Origin of the sequence: Bacteroides sp. AF32-8BH (genome assembly GCF_003435205.1) — a bacterium.
Lineage (GTDB): Bacteria > Bacteroidota > Bacteroidia > Bacteroidales > Bacteroidaceae > Bacteroides > Bacteroides ovatus.
In genome coordinates, this window is sequence record NZ_QVLZ01000071.1 from 1 (window position 1) to 19,598 (window position 19,598).

Genomic DNA, 19,598 nt, shown 5'->3' on the forward strand with positions numbered 1-19,598 from the left:
CAGAACTGTAAAATATAAAAGAGGTTGTGCCAACGTTTTGACACAACCTCATCACAATTCAACTATTTCTCGAATGAATAAATATTCTTTTAATCTGCGTTCATCCGTGTAATCTGTGGTGAACTCTTATTTCAATTTAGCTAATGCTTCCTTGATACGACGGATAGCCTCTACGATATTTTCATCGCTTGTAGCATAACTCATACGGATACATTCAGGAGCACCAAAAGAAGCACCACCTACACAAGCCACGTGAGCTTCTTCAAGCAAGTACATTGCCAAATCATCCGAATCTGCAATCTTACGTTCGCCGTTACTCTTTCCAAAGAAAGCATCGCATTTCGGGAACAGATAGAAAGCACCTTGCGGAACGTTTACCTCAAATCCCGGAACTTCCTTAGCCAACTTCACAATCAGGTCACGACGGCGTTGGAATGCTTTCTGCATTTCTTTTACCGGTTCTTGTGTTCCTGTATATGCAACTTCAGCAGCTTTTTGAGAAACAGAGCAAGGACCTGAAGTGTACTGACCTTGCAACTTGTTGCAAGCTTTTACAATCCATTCCGGACCGGCAATGAAACCGATTCTCCATCCTGTCATAGCGTAAGCCTTGGATACACCGTTTACAATCACTGTACGTTCCTTCATTTCAGGGAATTGAGCGATACTCTGATGCGCACCGATATAATTGATATGTTCGTAAATCTCGTCAGCGATTACGATCACCTGTGGATGTTTAGCCAATACTGCAGACAATCCGGCCAATTCTTCTTTTGTATATACAGAACCTGTCGGATTAGACGGAGAACAAAGAATCAATGCTTTCGTCTTCGGAGTGATGGCTGCTTCCAGCTGTTCTGGAGTAATCTTGAAATCTTGTTCGATACCTGCCGAAACAATTACAGGAGTACCTTCTGCCATTTTCACCATTTCCGGGTAGCTTACCCAGTAAGGAGCCGGCACGATGACTTCGTCACCCGGATTTACCAATACAAGGATGGTATTACAAACAGATTGTTTGGCACCATTGGCACACGAAATTTGAGCGGCTGTATATTCCAGACCGTTTTCTTTTTTCAGTTTCTCAACAATAGCATTGCGCAAAGCCGGATAACCCGGTACCGGAGAGTAACGAGAAAAGTTATCATCTATGGCTTTTTTCGCAGCTTCTTTGATGTGGTCAGGAGTATTAAAATCCGGTTCTCCTACACTTAAGTTAATAACATCAACACCCTGTGCCTTGAGCTCGTTGCTCTTTTGCGACATGGCAAGCGTCGCCGATGGCGACAAGCTGTTCAAACGATCTGATAATTGATTCATTTTGTATCTATTTTATTGTTGTTGAGTGAAAATCGCTGCAAAATAAGCGATAATATTTGATATATGAAAACAAAATGGCAATTTACTTATTAAAATGTAAAGTATGTCCCATTCTTTCTTTCTTTGTTCTCAAGTATCGCTCATTATACGGATTAGGAACTGTTTCAACAGGCACGTTTTCTACAATCTCCAATCCATAGGCTTCCAAACCAACACGTTTTACCGGATTATTTGTCAAAAGTCTCATTTTGTGCACTCCCAGTTCACGAAGGATTTGTGCGCCTACTCCATAATCACGTTCGTCAGCAAGATGTCCTAAGCAAATATTCGCATCAACGGTATCCATACCATCTTCCTGGAGCTTGTATGCTTTCATTTTTTCCATCAGACCGATACCGCGTCCTTCCTGATTGAGATAAACCACCACACCTTTTCCTTCTTTTTCGATCATTTCCATTGCTTTATGCAACTGTTCGCCACAGTCACAACGCTGCGAACCAAGGATATCTCCTGTAGCACAAGATGAGTGAACACGTACCAGGATAGGTTCGTCTTCACTCCACGTACCTTTAAATATAGCCATGTGCTCCAATCCGTTTGATTTCTGGCGGAAAGGAATCAGACGGAACATCCCGTGTTCAGTAGGCATGTTTACTTCCACTCCTTTTTCCACAATGGATTCCTGTTTCAAACGATAGACAATCAGGTCATGGATAGAAATCAGTTTCAGTCCATGTTCATCTGCCATCTGGCGGAGTTCGGGCAAACGTGCCATTGTTCCATCTTCACTCATGATTTCCATCAAGGCACCTGCGGGGTAAAGTCCTGCCAGACGAGCCATGTCAATCGTAGCTTCCGTATGTCCGGCACGACGAAGCACTCCTTTTTCTTGTGCATATAACGGATTGATGTGCCCGGGACGCCCGAAGGTTGCCGGTGTAGAAGTAGGATCGGCCAACGCCTGAATAGTAGCGGCACGGTCGGAAGCAGAAACACCTGTTGTACAGCCTTCCAGTTTGTCAATGGTAACCGTAAAAGGAGTTCCCAACACGGAAGTATTGTCACTTACCTGATGCGGCAAATCCAACTCCTTGCAACGAGACACTGTGACAGGTGCACAAAGCACCCCACGCGCATGCTTCAACATGAAATTCACTTTCTCGGGAGTTATCTTTTCAGCGGCAATAATCAAGTCGCCTTCATTTTCGCGGTCCTCATCATCCACTACTATGACAAACTTGCCTTCTTTGAAGTCGGCAATCGCATCTTCTATTCTATCCATTTTAATAGTCTCTTTCATAACACTTATTTATTGATTTTCTGTATGATGAATTGAATTTGTTCATTGTTCTTTATAATCCGTTCCATATCCTTAGCCAGACGAACGCGGAACGCCCAGATGCGGAAATAGAAAAATAAACCGATAGGGAAAATAACTCCGGCTACCAGATTCAACCAATATATATGGAACGGGCGCACATGAGCAGAAACGGAAATAACCGGATAATTGTTTAATGCACCGATCAAAGTGGCAGATTTCGTATTGGACATTTCTTCAACCAACGCTTCCAGCTTCTCATTGATAGCCATTACTTCGTTGTCATCTTCGCTTGACATCCACAATTTAAAGTAATTGGGTGCTTTTTCCAATCGTTTCTTGGCAGCATACGCTCTGCACTCTGCTGTGAGTTGTTCCAAATCACCAGTCAGACGTGGATAATCAGGATCATGGATAATCACTTCTTTCTTAAATATATGGCGTACACTACGGATTCCCATAATCTTCTTGAACCAGTTGATATAGGCATCTGCATTAAGCACAACAGAATCCTTATTCGATTTATAGGTAAGGAAAACTCCTAATGGGGCAAGGACCGCACTACTTGTCCACATTCCCATCCATACTATCCACTTACCGTCACGGGCCATTTTATATCCTGTATTATCAATGATATAGTAAATAATAAATACCAACACGGATACAATTACCGGCATTCCCAACCCTCCTTTGCGGATGATTCCACCCAATGGAGCTCCGATAAAGAAGAACAGCAGACAAGAGAGTGAAATCGTTATCTTCTTATGCCATTCCGTCTTATGTTTGCGAATACTATAATCGTTGTTCTCCATCGTGAATTTCTTGAACCCAAGATCGTTGGCCACATTCTCCGCCCGACTGACAGCAGAAGAAAGCACCTTCTGTTTCTGCGTTAAAGAGGCTACTTCGTAAAGGCTGTCCACATTATATTCATGGATATCCGCCTTTTCTATTTTGACCGTATCTTCTTTTGTCAATCCATAAGAAGGACGGAAATTTCCTTCTGCCACTTCCCTGTAATACTGTCGTCCGATACTGTCTCCCACAACCGTCATCGAGTCAATGGAACTCTGCAACTGCGCCATGTCCTTAGCACTGGACTGCTTACCCATAATCTCACCGTCAACCATATTGAAATCGGAATTAAACTCAATAATGGAATGTTTTTCCCTGAATTCCTCGCGTCGATAAGGTACATTCTCCGATTTCATACTTTGAGCTTTCAGATTCTCAAATAAATCTCCGCTATACAAATGCAGCCAAAGATGCTGTTTATCCGCGGTCATCTCCAAACGCCCGGAATCAGCATATATAATACGTGCTTTCTCAAAGCCATCTTTCATACTATAAATCAGCACATCATATAGCATACCGGTCTTCCGGTTCTTCTTAGCTACCTTTAAATTATAGTCCTTGATTTCAGAATAGAAAACTCCTTCCGGAATGTCCAACTCCGGAGATTTCTGTTTCATCGAAAGAATCAGGGTTCCCAATTTAGCCTGGGCAATAGGACCTACTACATTTTGGAAATAGAATGAGACACCGACAAGCCCGCAAACGAAGAAAGCAAGCGGACGCATGATTTTAAGGAGAGAAATACCTGCGGCTTTCATCGCGAGCAATTCATAACGCTCACCAAAGTTACCGAAAGTAATCAAAGAAGCCAGTAGCACAGCCAATGGCAACGATACTGGCACTAATGTTAATGCAGAATAAAAGAAGAATTGAGCCATAACGCTCATCTCCAACCCTTTTCCGACCAATTCGTCTACATATCTCCACAGGAACTGCATCATGAATATGAACAGACAGATGAAGAATGTACCAATAAAGAGCATCAAAAAACTCTTTACGATGAATATATCTAATTTCTTTATGCGTAGCATCTTAATAGGTTCGTGCAATTAGGATGCAAAATTAGCACAAAAAAAGGAGCATCGAAAATTTTTAGTTGAAAGTTAACTAAAAACCACAAGTTCTTCTTAATTTAGCTACTTGCGACTCCCACAATTCTTTCATATCGGCTACTTCATCCGGCTCTGCGAAATCGGTAATTTCCAACACATAGTCACTAGTCAGCTCATTATAAGTCATCTTGATTTCAAAATAATCGCGTTCGTTTTCATCATCCTGCCAACGGAAGCGGATAAAAGAGAAAGAGCGAATGGCAATAATCTCTGCTTTCCTCTGTTCTGTCTTGCCCCAATGAAACTCTACTATTTTATCGTCAGAAATAACTTTGTCTGCAAACCAGTCCTCCAACCCGGTCGGTGTGCTAATAGCCCCCCAAAGTATATTTTTAGATGTTGCATTCAACAAATACTCCAAATGAATCTTTTCCTTTTTCATAGCAATTTCGAATTGTTTTTACGTGTGCCAAGATAAATACTTTTTTCTAAATACACCGCATAAATCAGACACTTTATTTAATTATTCTTTCATCATCGAGCCTCAAACTCCCTGTTTATAGGGAAAACCAAGACCCGTATTAAAGAAAAAACACAAAAAAGTTATGAATTGTTTTGGAGATTATAAAAAATCATCTATCTTTGCACCCGCAATCGAGAAACGATGGCGGGATAGCTCAGCTGGTTAGAGCGCATGATTCATAATCATGAGGTCCCCGGTTCAATCCCGGGTCCCGCTACTTGATAAGAATAAGGCATTTGGGAGGCTTCCACTTCTGGGTGCCTTTTTCTTTTTTAGCTCCGGTTTGCGCTATGGTTTGCGCCAGCGTCAAATTCAATGTAACATGGTTCAACAAATTTTATCTCTACAAAGATACTATTTTACTTTCAAATTTTAATTGAAAAGATTAATAATACAATTGCACGACATTGCTATTCTATAAAAAAAATAGCAAATGAATTACTTCAAATGCTGTTTTCTCTTTTACTTTATATCAATGGTATCATATTCAGAAACGTTATAATACTTACCTTCTCCTATTTTCTGTAACCTATCTTTTATCCTTTTATACCGTCTAAATGAACAAGTTGAAGTATTTCTATCATAATCTATGATTTTAGCCTCTATCAGTTCTAATTCATTACATTTACTAAGCCTATCATAACTATTCAAATCCACTCTTTTAACTAAGCTATATTTATAGTAACCACCATAGTAAGCACTTCCTGTTCTTTTGTGTATTGTTATAGTTTTATTTACAGAATCAAAATCTGAATTATAATTGCTGATTTTTCCTGTTGGATTAACAAATGGCGCTTCTGTCAGTTGCTTCACGTCATTATTGGTTATCTTGTAAACATCATAGGTATTGCAATGTCTTATACCACATTTCCAGTTATTGATAATTAATTCTTCTTCTCCGTCAAAATCCACATCAGAGAAAAAGAATGGTGAGTTATGACTCAAATATTCATTTTTTGATTTAGGCAAATAGTCCAATTCTAATATCATGTTATCTCTAACTTCTTGTTCGTTTACATAATAAAGAACACTGTCAGAAAAGCTTTCATTATAAATATAGAATCTGTTATCTTCCTTTTCAAAATACAATAGTGCATTTCCCCATATTTCAGTCTCCCTCTCTTTATCATAAGTATAGTTATACGGCAAACACATAACAGTTACATCATAGCCATTTACAGGTTGCCTGTACTTTATAAAAATACGTGGTTTAAAGCATTTAAGCTCATCATCAAACAAAGTATTATACAAAAACTTTGCACATTTCATAAAGTTAGCTGCTGCTAACGAATCTTTCATATCCTGTTCACTTGATTGTTTTTTCCTATCACAAGATAAAACAGAACATAAGAAGATTGGTAATATGCAATATAAAATTTTCCTCATGGACTTTTTTTTCTAATTATTACATATAAGATAAATCGCCAAAACCACAACAGGAACGATGATATACAATGCTATTGCTCCTTCTTCAAAACTTCCATTTTCTTTACGTGGACAAGTTATATATGCTATTATTGCATAAATTACAATTCCTATTACTGCTCCCATAAGATTTAGTTAATATTTACTAGTATAAAAAGTATCTTTTGTGCAAATGTACTGTCCCTCCTTAGTTTTTTTATATTGAATCCAAAGTTTCTTAGCAATATCATTACAAGGGTCAACGACTTCTATCCAAACATTATATTTCATATCAACAGCTACTGAAGTAGTATAATTTATAATCTTATACTTCTTTTTTTGAGTTGTTCCATTATTAAAACAAGCAACTTCTTTCTGTTTAACTCTTTCCAATGCAAGATTAATGACTTCTTGCGGAACTTTAGGCGTAAAATCTAAGACAGTTCTTTTAGGGGACTGTGGAGATTGAGCCATTATTCCAATATTCGTAAATAGTGCAAAGACAAATAAAAATATATATTTTACCATATAAAGAACGAATTAATCATTAAAAATTTTCATTTCAACATAGAATGTCCCCAATAAAACCAATATCCAGTATAGCCATGATTCATCCCATATAAACATATTGAATCCCGCAAGTTCTTCTGCATCATATTGAAAAGATGGTTCAATAAACGCAATTCCAAAAATAGGAAGTGCCAATATAAAAAGTGCTATTCTCATTGCCAATGCAACAAGTGCAGGTGCAAATATTGCTAATACTATTTTTCTCTCCATATTATCTGTTTTATAAATCCAAAGCCTTACTTTTTATAGTAATTATGTATGGCTTTCCACCTTTGTTTACATCAATCAAATGTCTTTTGGCATTTCCTGCTAAAAAAGTTTCGGTCAATACTTGTACATTTCCTTCTGTATCAACATATTCCATGACAACCTTATCTATTGTAAAATCCGAATAATTCTTCAAAACCCAATATGTGGGTGGTTTAGCTCCCCATTGTGCTAACAATGCAGAGAAAACGGAAATATCAAAAAAAGTGGCTTGAAAAACATTCTCTTTCTTGTTGTTCAATCTTACTGCTCTCCCAACAGGCTGAGGCTCTTCGCGTTCAATCACAAGATATTTTGCAATATTATTACGCACTTCTTCTTTTGTTGCCGTTTGTTTTTGTTCTTCCTTATCATCTACTCTTTGATTACTTTGGATGTTATTACAGGAGAATAGCATAAACGAAAATATAAAGGATAATCCAATAAATAGTTTTTTCATATTGCTTTTTATTTTTTGATTAATAATTCAATTTGTAGTATAAGCTGCTCAAAAATTGAGTTGGCTACTTAAAAGATAGTAGCAAAAGTTGTTTCTTAATGTCTGATTCGTAGTTATATATCGTTTTATCTACCCTGTTCCCTTTGGATAGTATTACACAATGAGAAAAGCGTGGGAACTATTGAATATTATCATATTGAGGCTCTGGACTGCCCAAGGTTGAATAATAAACAATAGCCCACGCCAAACGATATATAGACTATCTTAACAAGATAGGTATATAACATTGACGTGAGCGTTCTTGCCTATTATCTTCAACCTTCGAAATTGTCCAGATTCCAATATGAGATAATATCTTAAACGCTCTTCGTTAACTAATATGTCCTTTCAGCCCTAACACATTAGGTATCTGAAATTGCCACAAAGTTACAAAAAGCGTTTGTAATAGCAAGAACTATTGTTTATTAAAAGTTGAGAGATATCTCTGCTTTATAAATCCATGGTAGTGGAAAAATTCAAGACTGCCCATATAAAAACTAAATCTCTGAATTTTTCCACCCCACCAATATTTTATGCTTATGGCTTTATAAACTGATTTTTTATCCGTTGAACGGTTGAAATACCAATACTTTGTAGCTTAGCTATATTTCTGATTGAATAGCCTTTTCTTAATAAAGCAATGACTTCTTTATATTCTTCTTTCTTCTTATCATCCGTTTTGGTTGAACCTGTCTTTCTGCCAAGTTTACCACCTTTGGCAATATAATTTGCCCTACCACTATTCAAACGGTATTGGATATTGCTTCTTTCGATATTTGCCATTTCTGCAAGTACTGTCACCATGATAGACGCTATTGGATTAACTTCCCCATTTGGTTGCAAAGTATATAAGCCCAAGTTCTGTATGTAAACCGATACTTTCGATTCATGCAATATATCCAAAGAGCGAAGAACCTGTAATGTACTTCTCCCTAGTCTTGACAATTCAGACAAAAGTAGGATATTCACAGATTCACGTTTACAGTATTCCAAACATTCTCCTAAAATCTGTCTTTCCTCTATTTTCTTTGCACCTGAAATATGCTCTTGGAATATATTCACAATTTCTATACCCTGTGAAATAGCATATTTCTTTAAATCCTCTATTTGTCTGCTTGTGTCCTGTCTGTCATTACTTGACGAAACACGGGCATATATTACGGCTGTTTTCATTTTATTCTTTGATTAAATTGATAACATGAAAGAATGTGTTCAAACCAACTTTGCAGATTTATTTGAACACATTTCTATTTTGAACACTAACGAGGTTTATTCGCTTCTTCAATATCCCATAAGCCAACTAAAAGAATAAGCAAGATTAACGGAACACAACCTGTTATAAAAGACAATACCACCCAAAAGAGCCAAACGAGTATCTTATAATAGAACATGATTCTTTGTTTTACGTAGTTAATAAAATAGGAGAATACCCATTTCTGAATATTCCCCTGTTTAATCAATCAATAAACCACTTATATTTAGTGTCTCCATGCAAAGCGGCATTTATTCCCGTTGCTATTTCGGTTGCATTTATCGCTCTATCCAAAAAACTATCAATGTAGCTTGACTTATTGCTTCCAGTTAACAAATTATACAATTTCCACATACTTATATCATTTCCCAAGCTGCCAAAGTTCTCATCATTGATATAAGCCCTAGCCACATTGTTAACCTGTGTATCAGTAAATAACATACGTGGAATATCTTTTTGATAGCCTTGTGGTAATGATTGATAAAATCTCATTCTTCCAAGTAATTGGCAAAATTGATGTTCTGTGAGATATGAGTTACCAAGCGTTTGCAACAAATGTATGTTTTTGGCTGTATTAAAATTATTAAGTAGTTCCAATGTAGCCCTAAACAGTTCTTTTGTGCTCATTACCTTTATATCATCCTTATATCCGTCTGTGAACACGCACATGTTACAGCATACGGTATTCTTGAATGATACAGCCAGTCTAAACAACTCTGGACTTTTCTTAGTTGCCAGATTCTCTCTATTCAAGGCACGAACGCCAACTATAGAAAGATTAAGCCTGTTGCCAGATACATTTTCATAAATAGATGGAATATCTATGGCAAAAGCACATCTTTCGTAATACTGGGTAGTGTCAGCTTCCGTTAACAGGTTCTTTGGCTTGTTAATGGACTCTGGACGTCTCCCTTTTACCACATGACTGCACCTTATATCTGGTTGCTCGATTTGTTCACCACTATAAAATGAATTAGCCGCTTCCCAAACCGTTTCAATGAATTGTGGATGCGAAATAGTCAGTTCATTATCCTTGCTGAAAACTGGTATCACATTATCATTCTTTAAATGGTCTAAAGTAACCTCCACAGAGTTTGCTTCTATAAAGTGATTTACCCTTTTGGGCTTTACTGGCTCTTCGATTATTACCGCTTCTTCTGCATACTCACCAAAGTTACTTTCCCTTCTTACCTGTGGCACATTGCCAATAATTTGTAGATTTCTCATAACGAATAAAATTTTAAATGATTTATAAATTGATTACGTGGAAAATAGATATTTCGTTTCTCTCCAACTACCCTCGGGGGGTGTTAGAGGGTACTGTTCATGCGCTCATGTAACTTTCAATTCAGTAAATCATAGGAGAAATAAGCTGATATATATTTAAGCTCCTATTTTTATAGGTAGGGGGGGGATTATATATAAGTACCTATACTTTATTGCACGCATATCTTTCTACTCTCCACAAATGGAACTACTTTAGACCATTACAGAATGTGGCATAACCATACAACCAATGTTTGAAAAATGAGTATCATTCATTTTTTAGCTTCCCCAATTATTCGTAAATTTGTGTATCCCATGAAGGAAGGATTACCGTATTGCATTGAGGGCTTTTTATCTCCATTTCCCAATTACTATCAATGTGGTAAATTCATTTCTTCGCAGTCTTTCATAGATAAAGCCATGTCTGATAGATTTTATTGCAGTCGCCTATATACTAGTATTAGACGACCTTTTTCATTTTTGTAGCATAACCATAAAAAGTAGGGCAATTTGACGTCTGCCCTACCGCTTGTGGTTATGAAAATTTCTTTATATTACCTACCATGTCAGAAGTATATACCTATCAAGAATTACGTGAATTAGCCTTAAAATACGGAATCAGAGATAATAAAGTCCATATCGGTGTATGGTTACAGACACAAGGCTATCAGAAACAGAGAATACAGATTAACCACATTAGAAAAACATTTTATTTAAAATCCCATGATTGAGACAAGAATCCCAATAGCACCTGACACAAGTACCACCCTTACAGATGAAACAACAGAACACATTGTTAATCGCAAGGTAACAATCAAAATAGACAGAGATTATTAAAAAAAGAAGTATGCAGAACTATACGAGCGACTGGCAAAACTAAAGCTGCCACCCTCTTACAAGAAGAAATAATATATCAACACAAAAAAGCCGCAGTTGAGCATATTTGTAGGTGTACTCGCCTGTGGCTAATTTTGTATTATTGCAAGTTTTACAGAAAAGCATAAGTAAATAGGTTATTGGTATTCACAGTTACCAGTTACCATTTTCCAAAATCCAACACATAAAAATTAGTTCATTACATAACACTCCAACAGTAACACCTTTCCTTAAAAGTCATTTTAAGGAAAATGCTTTAATCAACGTATTTAATGTGTAAATAGACTTCACAAATATTTCATTTCCCACCTCTTTTGCGTTAGAAAAGTCTAGATTTAAACCAAAATATCTTATTGCCTTCTTAGCAGTCTTATTTGATTCACTAAATCGATGAGCAGGTGTAATGCAAGAACGTAAATCTTGTAAATATTTAAAATATTCTATTAAAGGAGAAACTGTCAAATGATGAGATGCAAAAAACTTTTTCAACTTAATTATCCCTCTATCACCTGGGTCAAGTTCAATATTTTTTGTAATTTCATCATTTATACAATCTATTAATAACAAAGCCATAGATTGAACTAATTCACAAAAAGATTTAGCTTCATTGTTTGGTAAAAGATGAAGAGAAGCAAATACATATTTCTGCTCCTTATTTAAAGGTTTAAATAATGTCCATCCAAATTTATCACTCCACAATCTATCGAATTCTTCATATAAGTCTTTGAAATATAAGTCCAAGGCTTCATTATTCTCAGTCCAATTACCTTCAATCATTGTTCTATAATAAGATTTACTTATTCCCATTCCAGACTGAGGCGAAACATTAAAGGATTTCCAATATTTTTGTTCCTTGTAAGGTAAACAGCTTAATTCAACTAAAAAAACCGCAACATAATTCTCATTATTATTATCAATCTTTAAAGAGAAATAATCAGATGAAATGCTAAAACCATCAACTTTATATAAAGAAGGATTATTATAATATTTATCCAATACTTCCTTTTTAAAATAAGTAAGTTTAAAGTAATTTTCAGCCGTACGTTCACATGTCAACAACGCTTCATTACCAACCTCATCGTATCCAACAATAAAATTCTCATATTGCTTTTTTATGTCATAATGACACCCAATAGTTTTAATATTACCATGTTTCAGTAGCGATTTTCCAATTACCAAACTATGGTAATCATTCATTAAACACCTTATTTGAGCATTATATACCAAATCATTTTCATTTTTAACATCATCTTTGTATTCAATATCAAAAGTACATAAGTCCGAATTTAATTGACATACAAAATCAAAACATATGATTAGGTTTATTTTTCGTATAGCCAAATATTCTTGCAGATATTTAAGCTTCATAGACACTTTTTCTTCTGTCACAATTATGACTTCATCTGTGTCACCATTATCATCAATAAATAAATATTTTCGATTTTGTTTATTATTACAGTTTTCAAGTAGATTGAAATAACAAATTAGCTCTTCTGATATATCATTATAACGTATATAATTACCATTTGTTTTAAATTCTTTCACATATATAATTGGTTCTATTCCTTCTTTTGCAAAAGAAAAATATGAATTATCTCCGTAAACAGCAATTCTACCACTTCCCATACTTATATCCCAACAATAATCTGTCATACATTTATCACAAACAGTTTCGTTTGTAACCAAATATGAAAAAACAGTAAGAGACACTTTATTTTCCAGATAGCATGAATGACTATACAAAGTTATCCAACCATCTGATATGAATTTTTTTCTTGCCAAATCTAATTCTTTTTTAAAGCAAAATTCTTCATTCGTCATATCATATTAATTATTTTCATTGTTTATACTATTTACTTTTTAAATATATCCACTCAAGCAGCAGTTCTATTATCACTCTATTGATATAAGCTTCACTCTTTTCTAGCTTTTATTATATTTTCCTTCTGTTATCATGTAAAACCTTTGAAGGAGCAGGATTATAATTACATAAAGAAGCATGCTTTTTAATCAGTTTTTGTTCGATTGAAATTATTACATTATTACATTTAATCTTCAAAATAGGACAAAACACATCATTAATCAAAATATTTTTCTTTATCCATTCAATTATTAGTTTATTATTTATAAATTTGAAATTACAAATTCTCCTACCAATAGATTTTCCCATTACAGGAATTTCTAATATCGTGCCAATGCTTCTAAAAAATGTTCCATGCCCTTTTCCCAATAATTCTTGCTTTATCCGTTGTAAAAGCCCATTTCTCCCTTCCGCCTTACCAATATAGATTATGCAATCGAGATTCTCCTTATTCTCTCTATAATATACAGGAAGAACTGTCTCATTTTCTATTTTGGAACAATAATAGCCAGATTATTGGGGGATATTTTCCAACAATTCTTCATCTGTTTTTTTTAAATACAGCTCATTTGATAGTCGGTCATCCAGCGCAATACTTTGCTTATCTATTTCAACTTCATCTATTTCACTCATTTGTAACTCCTTCATTTTAAATCATTTATTTCATTTATCCAATACCCTTTGGTTGGATTTCCCTTAATTCGCTGAGTATCAGACTCTAGCTCAACCCATTCTTTCAAGTCCGTAGGCTTCTTCATTCCAAATTGTTGTGCAATCGCCTTCAGTTCCGTAGAAGGCATAAATGTACCAACCGTTAATAATATTTTCAGTTGTTGACCAATATCACTATCAGCACAAACATTCTCTTTTTTTAAAGCTTCAAGAGCAGCTTTTACAGCCTTCGCACTTTTTATTTTTTTTACCTGTTCCACTCCCAATTTACACAAAGCGTCTCTTATGAAAGGATATTCTTTTTCAATGCTCTGTTTTGCTTCAATATCCAAACAATATTTCATATCAGCATACAAGATAAATGTTTCCAAGAATGTAGGCTTCTTACAAGCAGGCTTTATAAAGTTGTCATCTAGTTGCACCCATTCCACTTTGGAATGTAATATACCCGCCCTCTCATATTCAGCAACTAAATCTTTCTGTGAACGATATATGCTATTCATTAATCTATAATTATAGAGTACAACTTTAGCTGCCATATCATTAACAATAAACTCATCATTTTTTTATCATATTTGAGAAATGAGGATTTACTTAAATCTGACTTTTGTTGCTTTCTTGCTCCTATCGAAAGGCGGTTATATGCAGTAGCCCTTTCTTTAGCATATTCCAATGCTTCTTTTATCTCCTTTTTTGCCTTTTCATAATTTTCATAGTAGTCTTTTGGTCTTGTATTAAAAAGATGAACGACTAAATTTCTAAACGGATTATTTGTATTTCTTATTCTCCCTGCAATTTGGGGAATATCCATATCAACACTTAATAAAGTATATTCATTATAAATATTACTTACCACATAACAGATACCTGTTTCAGAATAAAAATCCACGCCTTCAAACGATTTGGAAGTTATGAAATTAAATTTCTTTGGTGCATCCGTAGAACTAGATATTCGATATTCACCTAATGTCTTGCGGTTCTTGGCTTCATCAGCACAAATAATTCTGCAATCATCATTTGTAAGATGAGTATGTTCCAATATTTTCTTTATATCTGTGACACTGTTTATAAAGAAGTAAGCTTCGTATGATTTAAGTTCACCTCTTTCGATATATCCCTGTCTCCGATACGTTTCAATAAGATTTGCAGCAAAGTAATAAGGCTTATTAGTTTGGTAAGGTAGAATCATTAAAGGCTCTATATGCTCCCAATCAGCAATATATTCTTCCACGTCTTTTAAAGCATCCGGTTTAAAATCCATAGCAATAGGAGTAGCAGACATGAAACAAAATGATTTAAACTCGTTAAAATGTTCCAATACTCCTTCTACGGCTTCTTTTCTATAAGAATATATTTTCAAGAGGTTATGATACTCGTCAACCAACAACCGATACTCTTTGGGAGTAAGAAGAGAAACAAGAGAAGGTATCTTATCATAAGTGCACATTATCTTTTTCGCTCCTTCTTTAGAAAGATATGCTTTCAGTTCTTTCTTCAACGTAGGAGTGAATGTACCATACAATCCGAAAAGATTTCTAACCGGACTCAATCCTGCCTTTCTATTTTCAGCCTTCCACACAATACTATTTCCGTTCTCATCTTTAGGCGGATAACACTTGTTTTCTATCAATTCAGTGGTAGGAACTGCAATCACATAATTCTCACCATTTTTAAGAGCAATTGTTGTTCCACCACAACCTGTGACTACCTTATTAAAGATACAATTATGAGGAAGGTCTTCTAAATCAAGAAAGCCGTCATGTTCTTGGATTTCTAGTTTTTTCATATCTATTATTCAGAAAAAATTGTAACGCTATCATCGACTACAAAATTAATACTTTATAAATACCTGTACTACTATTTTCCTGACTTTCCATATTTTTTATATAGCTATAATCTGCAAAAAAATGTAACGAGAAAAATCGACAAAAAATAGCATCCTCGAAATAGGACATTTTTCGAACAGGGTCTATAAAAGTATTTTTCCGGTAAAAATGTCCTTCACATTATAGGATTTCCTCAATCAACAAATAACATCTTTCACCTTTAACTTTACATTCGGACACCATAAAAAAATCGCTTATAGTCTTACTTGTTATGGCTTTAGGGGGATGTATATTCAATAGAGCATAAATTCGCTTTATTTCTTCTTTTGTATATTTACGAGTGTATTTTTGACCAACAGTAAATGAGTTCTTTATTAAGCGGATTACCTCTGTTCCGGTTGCCTTCTCGCTGTATTGCTTCTGTATCATGGCTTCCGTGATTTTCTTTTTGGAATATTTGAGTTTTTCAATCACTTCCTTACCTACCGTATCATAAGCTTCAACAATAAATGAATCAGCCGCAATCAAATCCCGTTTGTATTCCAGTTCCATTTCAGTAACACAATTTCCCAACATCTCCAACTGGCGGACTATCTCTTTACGCTTGTCTTTAATGGATTGAGATTTATTTTCCCTCTTTAGCCGCTCAAAGTCACCTACCGAATAGTAAAATCCATGTTGATAAGAAATAAATGAATCACAATTATCGTATGCCTCGTTTAGAGAGCCCTTATCGTAATAATAATTTTTCATCAGTTCCTCATCTATGTAGTTGTCTATTGCAAACCAATTCTCTCTTCCGTTCCTATCAAGCATCTTATTAAAAGGAAGACTTTCCAGTGCAGCACGGTAAGCATCACGGGAAGCCCTGTCTGTTGCACAATCATAAAAGTTCTTCATTGTTCGATATATCTCCTTGCTGCAAACAATATATCCTTTTATTTCTTCTTTCGTTCTTTGTGGTATACCTTCTTTAACATTACTAATATGTGTAATTGATGATACACCATTTCTGAATCGTCCAACCATCTGGATAGCATCAGTATAAGGGTCTATCATTGTATGTTCCGCAAAGTAAACATCGGTTAACATTATTACATGAGGTTTCTGTTCTAACTCAATATCCACAGCATTGAAAAAACGGCTAGTGAAAAAATTGTACCGTTTCATCTTATCAATGCTGCACTGTTCATAGGCATTGGTAAATTTATTCCTTCTCAACTTATCAACACTCTTAGGGGCACAAAAGACTGCGGAATCTTCCAATAAATCTAGTTGCTTCATCAATGAATATATAATATCAGTTGAATTGATAAATACACAAATCGAAAGTGGTGTAGCTTCCTCATTGTTTAGCTTGGATAGTGTATCTTTAAATGCTTGCAGCGTATTATTCGTATGATGAAGCCAAATCTCCTTTTTATAATCGAAAGTCGGCTGTATCTCTATCGTCTCAAAATTCTGTTCCTTAAATCGAGGGTCATTCAATTCTATCGGTGTAGCAGAAACCAGTGCTTTTTGGTCAAACTTAAAAAAATCATCTATCGGTAGAGTTATATCACTTCGGTAATCTGCATCCTTCACTAGTTTATGACATTCATCGAACAGAAGGAAGCAAGAACAATACGCACTCATTTCCAGTTCTTCAAATGCATCCTTTACTTTCTGAAAACTTTCGGGAGTAGTAAGTATCTTATAATACTTCTTCTTGCTCTTCTCCAAGTAGTTTACAATATCGTCAGTATATACACCTTCATATACTCCGAACAGATTATCATCTTTATGCTTAGGGTCATTGCACTTACCAATTATAACAGGAACATTCGGCTCAATGATAATCGAGTTACGTTTTGCTGTGATTTCTCCATAGGTAGCACCAAGTCCGGTCAACTTCTTATAAAGAATAGTATTCGTGGGAATTTCGGGAAGAACTTCGGTAAGGTATTGCACCTTACCGAGCTCACTAAGATTAATTTCTATTGTCATCTTCCTCATTAACGTCTATCACATCCATTCCTTCATTTTCGTATTCTTCCTGCTTGATTGCATCAAAATCAGGTGCATCTTGCAACAAATTTCCAGGAGTATTAGCTTCATTAATGAACTGGGACAACTCTTCTACTGGCTTTACATTTAACTTTTTCATAATTTTAAATTTTAATAGATTTATAAATATAGGGAAGGAATTGCGCCTTCCCCCGTTAATAATTCAATTATGCTATCAATTCTTTTTCCAATAAATAATCATATAACTCTTCTGTCCTTTCCAACCGGAAGAAAATCTTTCCTTTTCTGAAAAAAGCACTGGCAGTAATTTTCGCTCCATACTCACGAAACGTAGGAACAAATTGTAATGCTTTTCCCGCTAAAATCAGTTGCTTAAAAATTGATAGTTGAAAATCCTTATCTTCTCCTTCACCATAAGCCGTAACACTATTAGGATTAAAACCAAAATCTTCCGCTTCTCCTGTTTCCAAATAAGTACGTAACCAACTTAATCCTTCTTGATTCAATATCAAACAGAAACCTTGAATCTTTTTGGATTCAATCCAAGCACATGGATAGTTATCCTTGTTAGTGTAAAACTTAACATTCAATTGCTCACCTCTTTTCATCATTGCCTTTACAGTTTGCATTGCACCTTCATTATCATAAGACTTAACTACTTTCTTTTCTACAAATTCCAAATTCATAATCTTCATTTTTTTTAAATTAAACATTAATGAATCTCAAACGAGGTGCGCACCTTTGTTTTTGATTACACTGCAAAACTACGGAGAAATAGAAGCGTATGAAATGAAGAAAAAAACATAAAGAAATCCTTTTTTTTATGCTTAATTCTTTATGTAATCACAAATATCATAAATCACAATATATCAACAAATTATATATATTTACACAATAATCATCAATTAAATAAAGGCTATCATTTTTTATCTTTATATGTTTTACCAATATGATTTTAAATGTTCAACCGGATTATTGGGAGACGTTTTGCACATGGGAATTTTCCACCAATTTGGACGAACTTCATATTTTTGTAAGTTCCTGATTGTAGCCCGCAAATTCAATATGTCATTTTTAGGACTGTCCTCATCAATCAGTTTGAGATATTTCAGTAACCCAAGAATAAAATTCCCCTCGTTATCTGTTAATCCTTTACCTTTGGCTGCAAATGATGAGTGGCGTAGTAGGTTATATATGCTAAGAGTTATCGTATCAAGTATCGCATTTTCGCGCTTCCTCCCTCTTTTACCTATACTGGGATAATCTTTATCCAATTCCGTTTCCGCTTCTTCCAAAGTTGAAACTCCTAAATATTTATCAAGATATGGAGTTATCATATTGAGAAACCAACTATCATCATTCGTAAGTTCTATTTTCTGTTTGTTATATTCAATCGTGACAATATTACTCTTGGTCTTTTTCTTCTCATGAAACATCTTGTAAAGACGTAGCATATCCGGTCTAACAGAATAACTATACTTTAGTTGCGTTGAGTCAGCAATATAATCCTCAAAATCAAAATAGCCATTGGTCTGTGTGTATTTATAGTAGATACTTACAATAAGAAGAATAGCGTAAAATACATCTTGGTCTTGCTGTTCATAGACTTCGTCTTCATTTTTATTGTATGTATTCCACAACGTTTCAATATACTCGGCTTTAAAATTACCACTTTCAAGGACTAAATTCTTTCCCACAGTCATGCTGAATTCATATTTATCCTCATCTGTCCCGCAATTAGGATAGGGAATCTCCTGCTCTTCCTTCTTTATTGACAAGTACAAATCCTGTATTTCCATTGGGAACTTATTACCCAAAAGATATACATCAGATATATAGTCCAGTTCATTATGAAACATTGAACGGCTGAATCCCACTTCACTATTCAGCCATGATTCGATTCGTTTTATCGTATTGATTGGTATTATTTGATATTCCATATTTTCAAACTTTGTCACAAAAATAAAAAATGTCGCTTCACCATAAAAGCAAAGCGACATTTTATTTTAAAGAAGATTCTTCATTGCTTCATCTATCTGCTCATTTTCAAA

The 19,598-nt window shown here is 35.0% G+C and carries 18 protein-coding genes, 1 tRNA gene and 1 pseudogene; 1 reads left to right on the forward strand and 19 read right to left on the reverse strand.

The window, feature by feature from the left end; translation table 11 throughout:
• Nucleotides 1-126: 126 nt before the first annotated feature.
• From DWZ47_RS28755 to DWZ47_RS28770, 4 genes are all read right to left on the reverse strand, one after another.
• Complete coding sequence (locus tag DWZ47_RS28755) at nucleotides 127-1,320, reverse strand: pyridoxal phosphate-dependent aminotransferase (protein ID WP_004306402.1); 1,194 nt, start codon at nucleotides 1,318-1,320, stop codon at nucleotides 127-129.
• Nucleotides 1,321-1,402: 82 nt separating this feature from the next.
• Complete coding sequence (locus DWZ47_RS28760; protein ID WP_004299085.1) at nucleotides 1,403-2,620, reverse strand: bifunctional 3,4-dihydroxy-2-butanone-4-phosphate synthase/GTP cyclohydrolase II; 1,218 nt, start codon at nucleotides 2,618-2,620, stop codon at nucleotides 1,403-1,405.
• A 5-nt stretch (nucleotides 2,621-2,625) separates the two neighbouring features.
• Nucleotides 2,626-4,524 (reverse strand): LptF/LptG family permease, encoded by a 1,899-nt coding sequence (locus DWZ47_RS28765; protein WP_004299083.1) that lies wholly within the window; start codon nucleotides 4,522-4,524, stop codon nucleotides 2,626-2,628.
• A gap of 76 nt (nucleotides 4,525-4,600) precedes the next feature.
• On the reverse strand, nucleotides 4,601-4,987 hold the full coding sequence (locus DWZ47_RS28770; protein ID WP_008999058.1) for an START-like domain-containing protein: 387 nt from the start codon (nucleotides 4,985-4,987) through the stop codon (nucleotides 4,601-4,603).
• Between the two features lie 224 nt (nucleotides 4,988-5,211).
• Here DWZ47_RS28770 and DWZ47_RS28775 point away from each other — a divergent pair.
• A tRNA-Met gene (locus tag DWZ47_RS28775) sits at nucleotides 5,212-5,285 on the forward strand.
• Between the two features lie 245 nt (nucleotides 5,286-5,530).
• Here the strand turns inward: DWZ47_RS28775 and DWZ47_RS28780 are convergent.
• The 15 genes and pseudogenes from DWZ47_RS28780 to DWZ47_RS28850 form a co-directional block, all read right to left on the reverse strand.
• The gene (locus DWZ47_RS28780; RefSeq protein ID WP_117515550.1) at nucleotides 5,531-6,454 is read right to left on the reverse strand and encodes a hypothetical protein; all 924 of its coding nucleotides are present in this window, start codon (nucleotides 6,452-6,454) and stop codon (nucleotides 5,531-5,533) included.
• A gap of 12 nt (nucleotides 6,455-6,466) precedes the next feature.
• Complete coding sequence (locus tag DWZ47_RS30795) at nucleotides 6,467-6,619, reverse strand: hypothetical protein (RefSeq protein ID WP_182281667.1); 153 nt, start codon at nucleotides 6,617-6,619, stop codon at nucleotides 6,467-6,469.
• 9 nt (nucleotides 6,620-6,628) lie between these two features.
• Nucleotides 6,629-7,000 carry a hypothetical protein gene (locus tag DWZ47_RS28785; RefSeq protein WP_061447994.1) on the reverse strand — a complete coding sequence of 124 codons (372 nt, stop codon included), beginning with the start codon at nucleotides 6,998-7,000 and terminating at the stop codon, nucleotides 6,629-6,631.
• 12 nt (nucleotides 7,001-7,012) lie between these two features.
• Nucleotides 7,013-7,252: a hypothetical protein gene (locus DWZ47_RS28790; RefSeq protein WP_117515552.1), complete on the reverse strand. Its 240-nt coding sequence runs from the start codon at nucleotides 7,250-7,252 to the stop codon at nucleotides 7,013-7,015.
• Between the two features lie 10 nt (nucleotides 7,253-7,262).
• On the reverse strand, nucleotides 7,263-7,748 hold the full coding sequence (locus DWZ47_RS28795) for a hypothetical protein (protein ID WP_117515554.1): 486 nt from the start codon (nucleotides 7,746-7,748) through the stop codon (nucleotides 7,263-7,265).
• Between the two features lie 576 nt (nucleotides 7,749-8,324).
• Nucleotides 8,325-8,960, reverse strand: coding sequence for a recombinase family protein (locus DWZ47_RS28800; RefSeq protein WP_117515556.1), 636 nt, complete (start codon nucleotides 8,958-8,960; stop codon nucleotides 8,325-8,327).
• A gap of 283 nt (nucleotides 8,961-9,243) precedes the next feature.
• On the reverse strand, nucleotides 9,244-10,266 hold the full coding sequence (locus DWZ47_RS28810) for a DUF3871 family protein (protein WP_004320912.1): 1,023 nt from the start codon (nucleotides 10,264-10,266) through the stop codon (nucleotides 9,244-9,246).
• Nucleotides 10,267-11,418: 1,152 nt separating this feature from the next.
• Entirely contained in the window at nucleotides 11,419-13,002 is a 1,584-nt protein-coding gene (locus tag DWZ47_RS28820; protein WP_117515558.1) for a hypothetical protein, read from the reverse strand.
• Between the two features lie 112 nt (nucleotides 13,003-13,114).
• Nucleotides 13,115-13,540: pseudogene (locus DWZ47_RS31455) on the reverse strand (GIY-YIG nuclease family protein); the annotation flags it as partial.
• 146 nt (nucleotides 13,541-13,686) lie between these two features.
• Nucleotides 13,687-14,253, reverse strand: a complete 567-nt coding sequence (locus DWZ47_RS31185; RefSeq protein WP_118024051.1) for a hypothetical protein — start codon at nucleotides 14,251-14,253, stop codon at nucleotides 13,687-13,689.
• Nucleotides 14,217-15,500, reverse strand: a complete 1,284-nt coding sequence (locus DWZ47_RS28830) for a DEAD/DEAH box helicase family protein (protein ID WP_233525130.1) — start codon at nucleotides 15,498-15,500, stop codon at nucleotides 14,217-14,219. Before DWZ47_RS28830 ends, DWZ47_RS31185 begins: the two co-directional genes overlap by 37 nt.
• 220 nt (nucleotides 15,501-15,720) lie before the next feature.
• Entirely contained in the window at nucleotides 15,721-17,526 is a 1,806-nt protein-coding gene (locus DWZ47_RS28835; protein WP_117515562.1) for a DEAD/DEAH box helicase family protein, read from the reverse strand.
• Nucleotides 17,510-17,686 (reverse strand): hypothetical protein, encoded by a 177-nt coding sequence (locus tag DWZ47_RS28840; protein ID WP_015531307.1) that lies wholly within the window; start codon nucleotides 17,684-17,686, stop codon nucleotides 17,510-17,512. The genes DWZ47_RS28835 and DWZ47_RS28840 overlap by 17 nt, the downstream gene beginning before the upstream one ends.
• A gap of 67 nt (nucleotides 17,687-17,753) precedes the next feature.
• Nucleotides 17,754-18,242, reverse strand: coding sequence for a hypothetical protein (locus DWZ47_RS28845; RefSeq protein WP_007754370.1), 489 nt, complete (start codon nucleotides 18,240-18,242; stop codon nucleotides 17,754-17,756).
• Between the two features lie 246 nt (nucleotides 18,243-18,488).
• Nucleotides 18,489-19,487 (reverse strand): hypothetical protein, encoded by a 999-nt coding sequence (locus tag DWZ47_RS28850; protein WP_233525131.1) that lies wholly within the window; start codon nucleotides 19,485-19,487, stop codon nucleotides 18,489-18,491.
• Between the last annotated feature and the right edge of the window lie 111 nt (nucleotides 19,488-19,598).

Excerpts from the sequence above, each read along its gene's own strand:
- DWZ47_RS28755 (WP_004306402.1), bottom strand. The coding sequence starts at position 1,320 with ATGAATCAATTATCAGATCGTTTGAACAGCTTGTCGCCATCGGCGACG.
- DWZ47_RS28760 (WP_004299085.1), bottom strand. The coding sequence starts at position 2,620 with ATGAAAGAGACTATTAAAATGGATAGAATAGAAGATGCGATTGCCGAC.
- DWZ47_RS28765 (WP_004299083.1), bottom strand. The coding sequence starts at position 4,524 with ATGCTACGCATAAAGAAATTAGATATATTCATCGTAAAGAGTTTTTTG.
- DWZ47_RS28770 (WP_008999058.1), bottom strand. The coding sequence starts at position 4,987 with ATGAAAAAGGAAAAGATTCATTTGGAGTATTTGTTGAATGCAACATCT.
- DWZ47_RS28780 (WP_117515550.1), bottom strand. The coding sequence starts at position 6,454 with ATGAGGAAAATTTTATATTGCATATTACCAATCTTCTTATGTTCTGTT.
- DWZ47_RS30795 (WP_182281667.1), bottom strand. The coding sequence starts at position 6,619 with ATGGGAGCAGTAATAGGAATTGTAATTTATGCAATAATAGCATATATA.
- DWZ47_RS28785 (WP_061447994.1), bottom strand. The coding sequence starts at position 7,000 with ATGGTAAAATATATATTTTTATTTGTCTTTGCACTATTTACGAATATT.
- DWZ47_RS28790 (WP_117515552.1), bottom strand. The coding sequence starts at position 7,252 with ATGGAGAGAAAAATAGTATTAGCAATATTTGCACCTGCACTTGTTGCA.
- DWZ47_RS28795 (WP_117515554.1), bottom strand. The coding sequence starts at position 7,748 with ATGAAAAAACTATTTATTGGATTATCCTTTATATTTTCGTTTATGCTA.
- DWZ47_RS28800 (WP_117515556.1), bottom strand. The coding sequence starts at position 8,960 with ATGAAAACAGCCGTAATATATGCCCGTGTTTCGTCAAGTAATGACAGA.
- DWZ47_RS28810 (WP_004320912.1), bottom strand. The coding sequence starts at position 10,266 with ATGAGAAATCTACAAATTATTGGCAATGTGCCACAGGTAAGAAGGGAA.
- DWZ47_RS28820 (WP_117515558.1), bottom strand. The coding sequence starts at position 13,002 with ATGACGAATGAAGAATTTTGCTTTAAAAAAGAATTAGATTTGGCAAGA.
- DWZ47_RS31185 (WP_118024051.1), bottom strand. The coding sequence starts at position 14,253 with ATGGCAGCTAAAGTTGTACTCTATAATTATAGATTAATGAATAGCATA.
- DWZ47_RS28830 (WP_233525130.1), bottom strand. The coding sequence starts at position 15,500 with ATGAAAAAACTAGAAATCCAAGAACATGACGGCTTTCTTGATTTAGAA.
- DWZ47_RS28835 (WP_117515562.1), bottom strand. The coding sequence starts at position 17,526 with ATGACAATAGAAATTAATCTTAGTGAGCTCGGTAAGGTGCAATACCTT.
- DWZ47_RS28840 (WP_015531307.1), bottom strand. The coding sequence starts at position 17,686 with ATGAAAAAGTTAAATGTAAAGCCAGTAGAAGAGTTGTCCCAGTTCATT.
- DWZ47_RS28845 (WP_007754370.1), bottom strand. The coding sequence starts at position 18,242 with ATGAAGATTATGAATTTGGAATTTGTAGAAAAGAAAGTAGTTAAGTCT.
- DWZ47_RS28850 (WP_233525131.1), bottom strand. The coding sequence starts at position 19,487 with ATGGAATATCAAATAATACCAATCAATACGATAAAACGAATCGAATCA.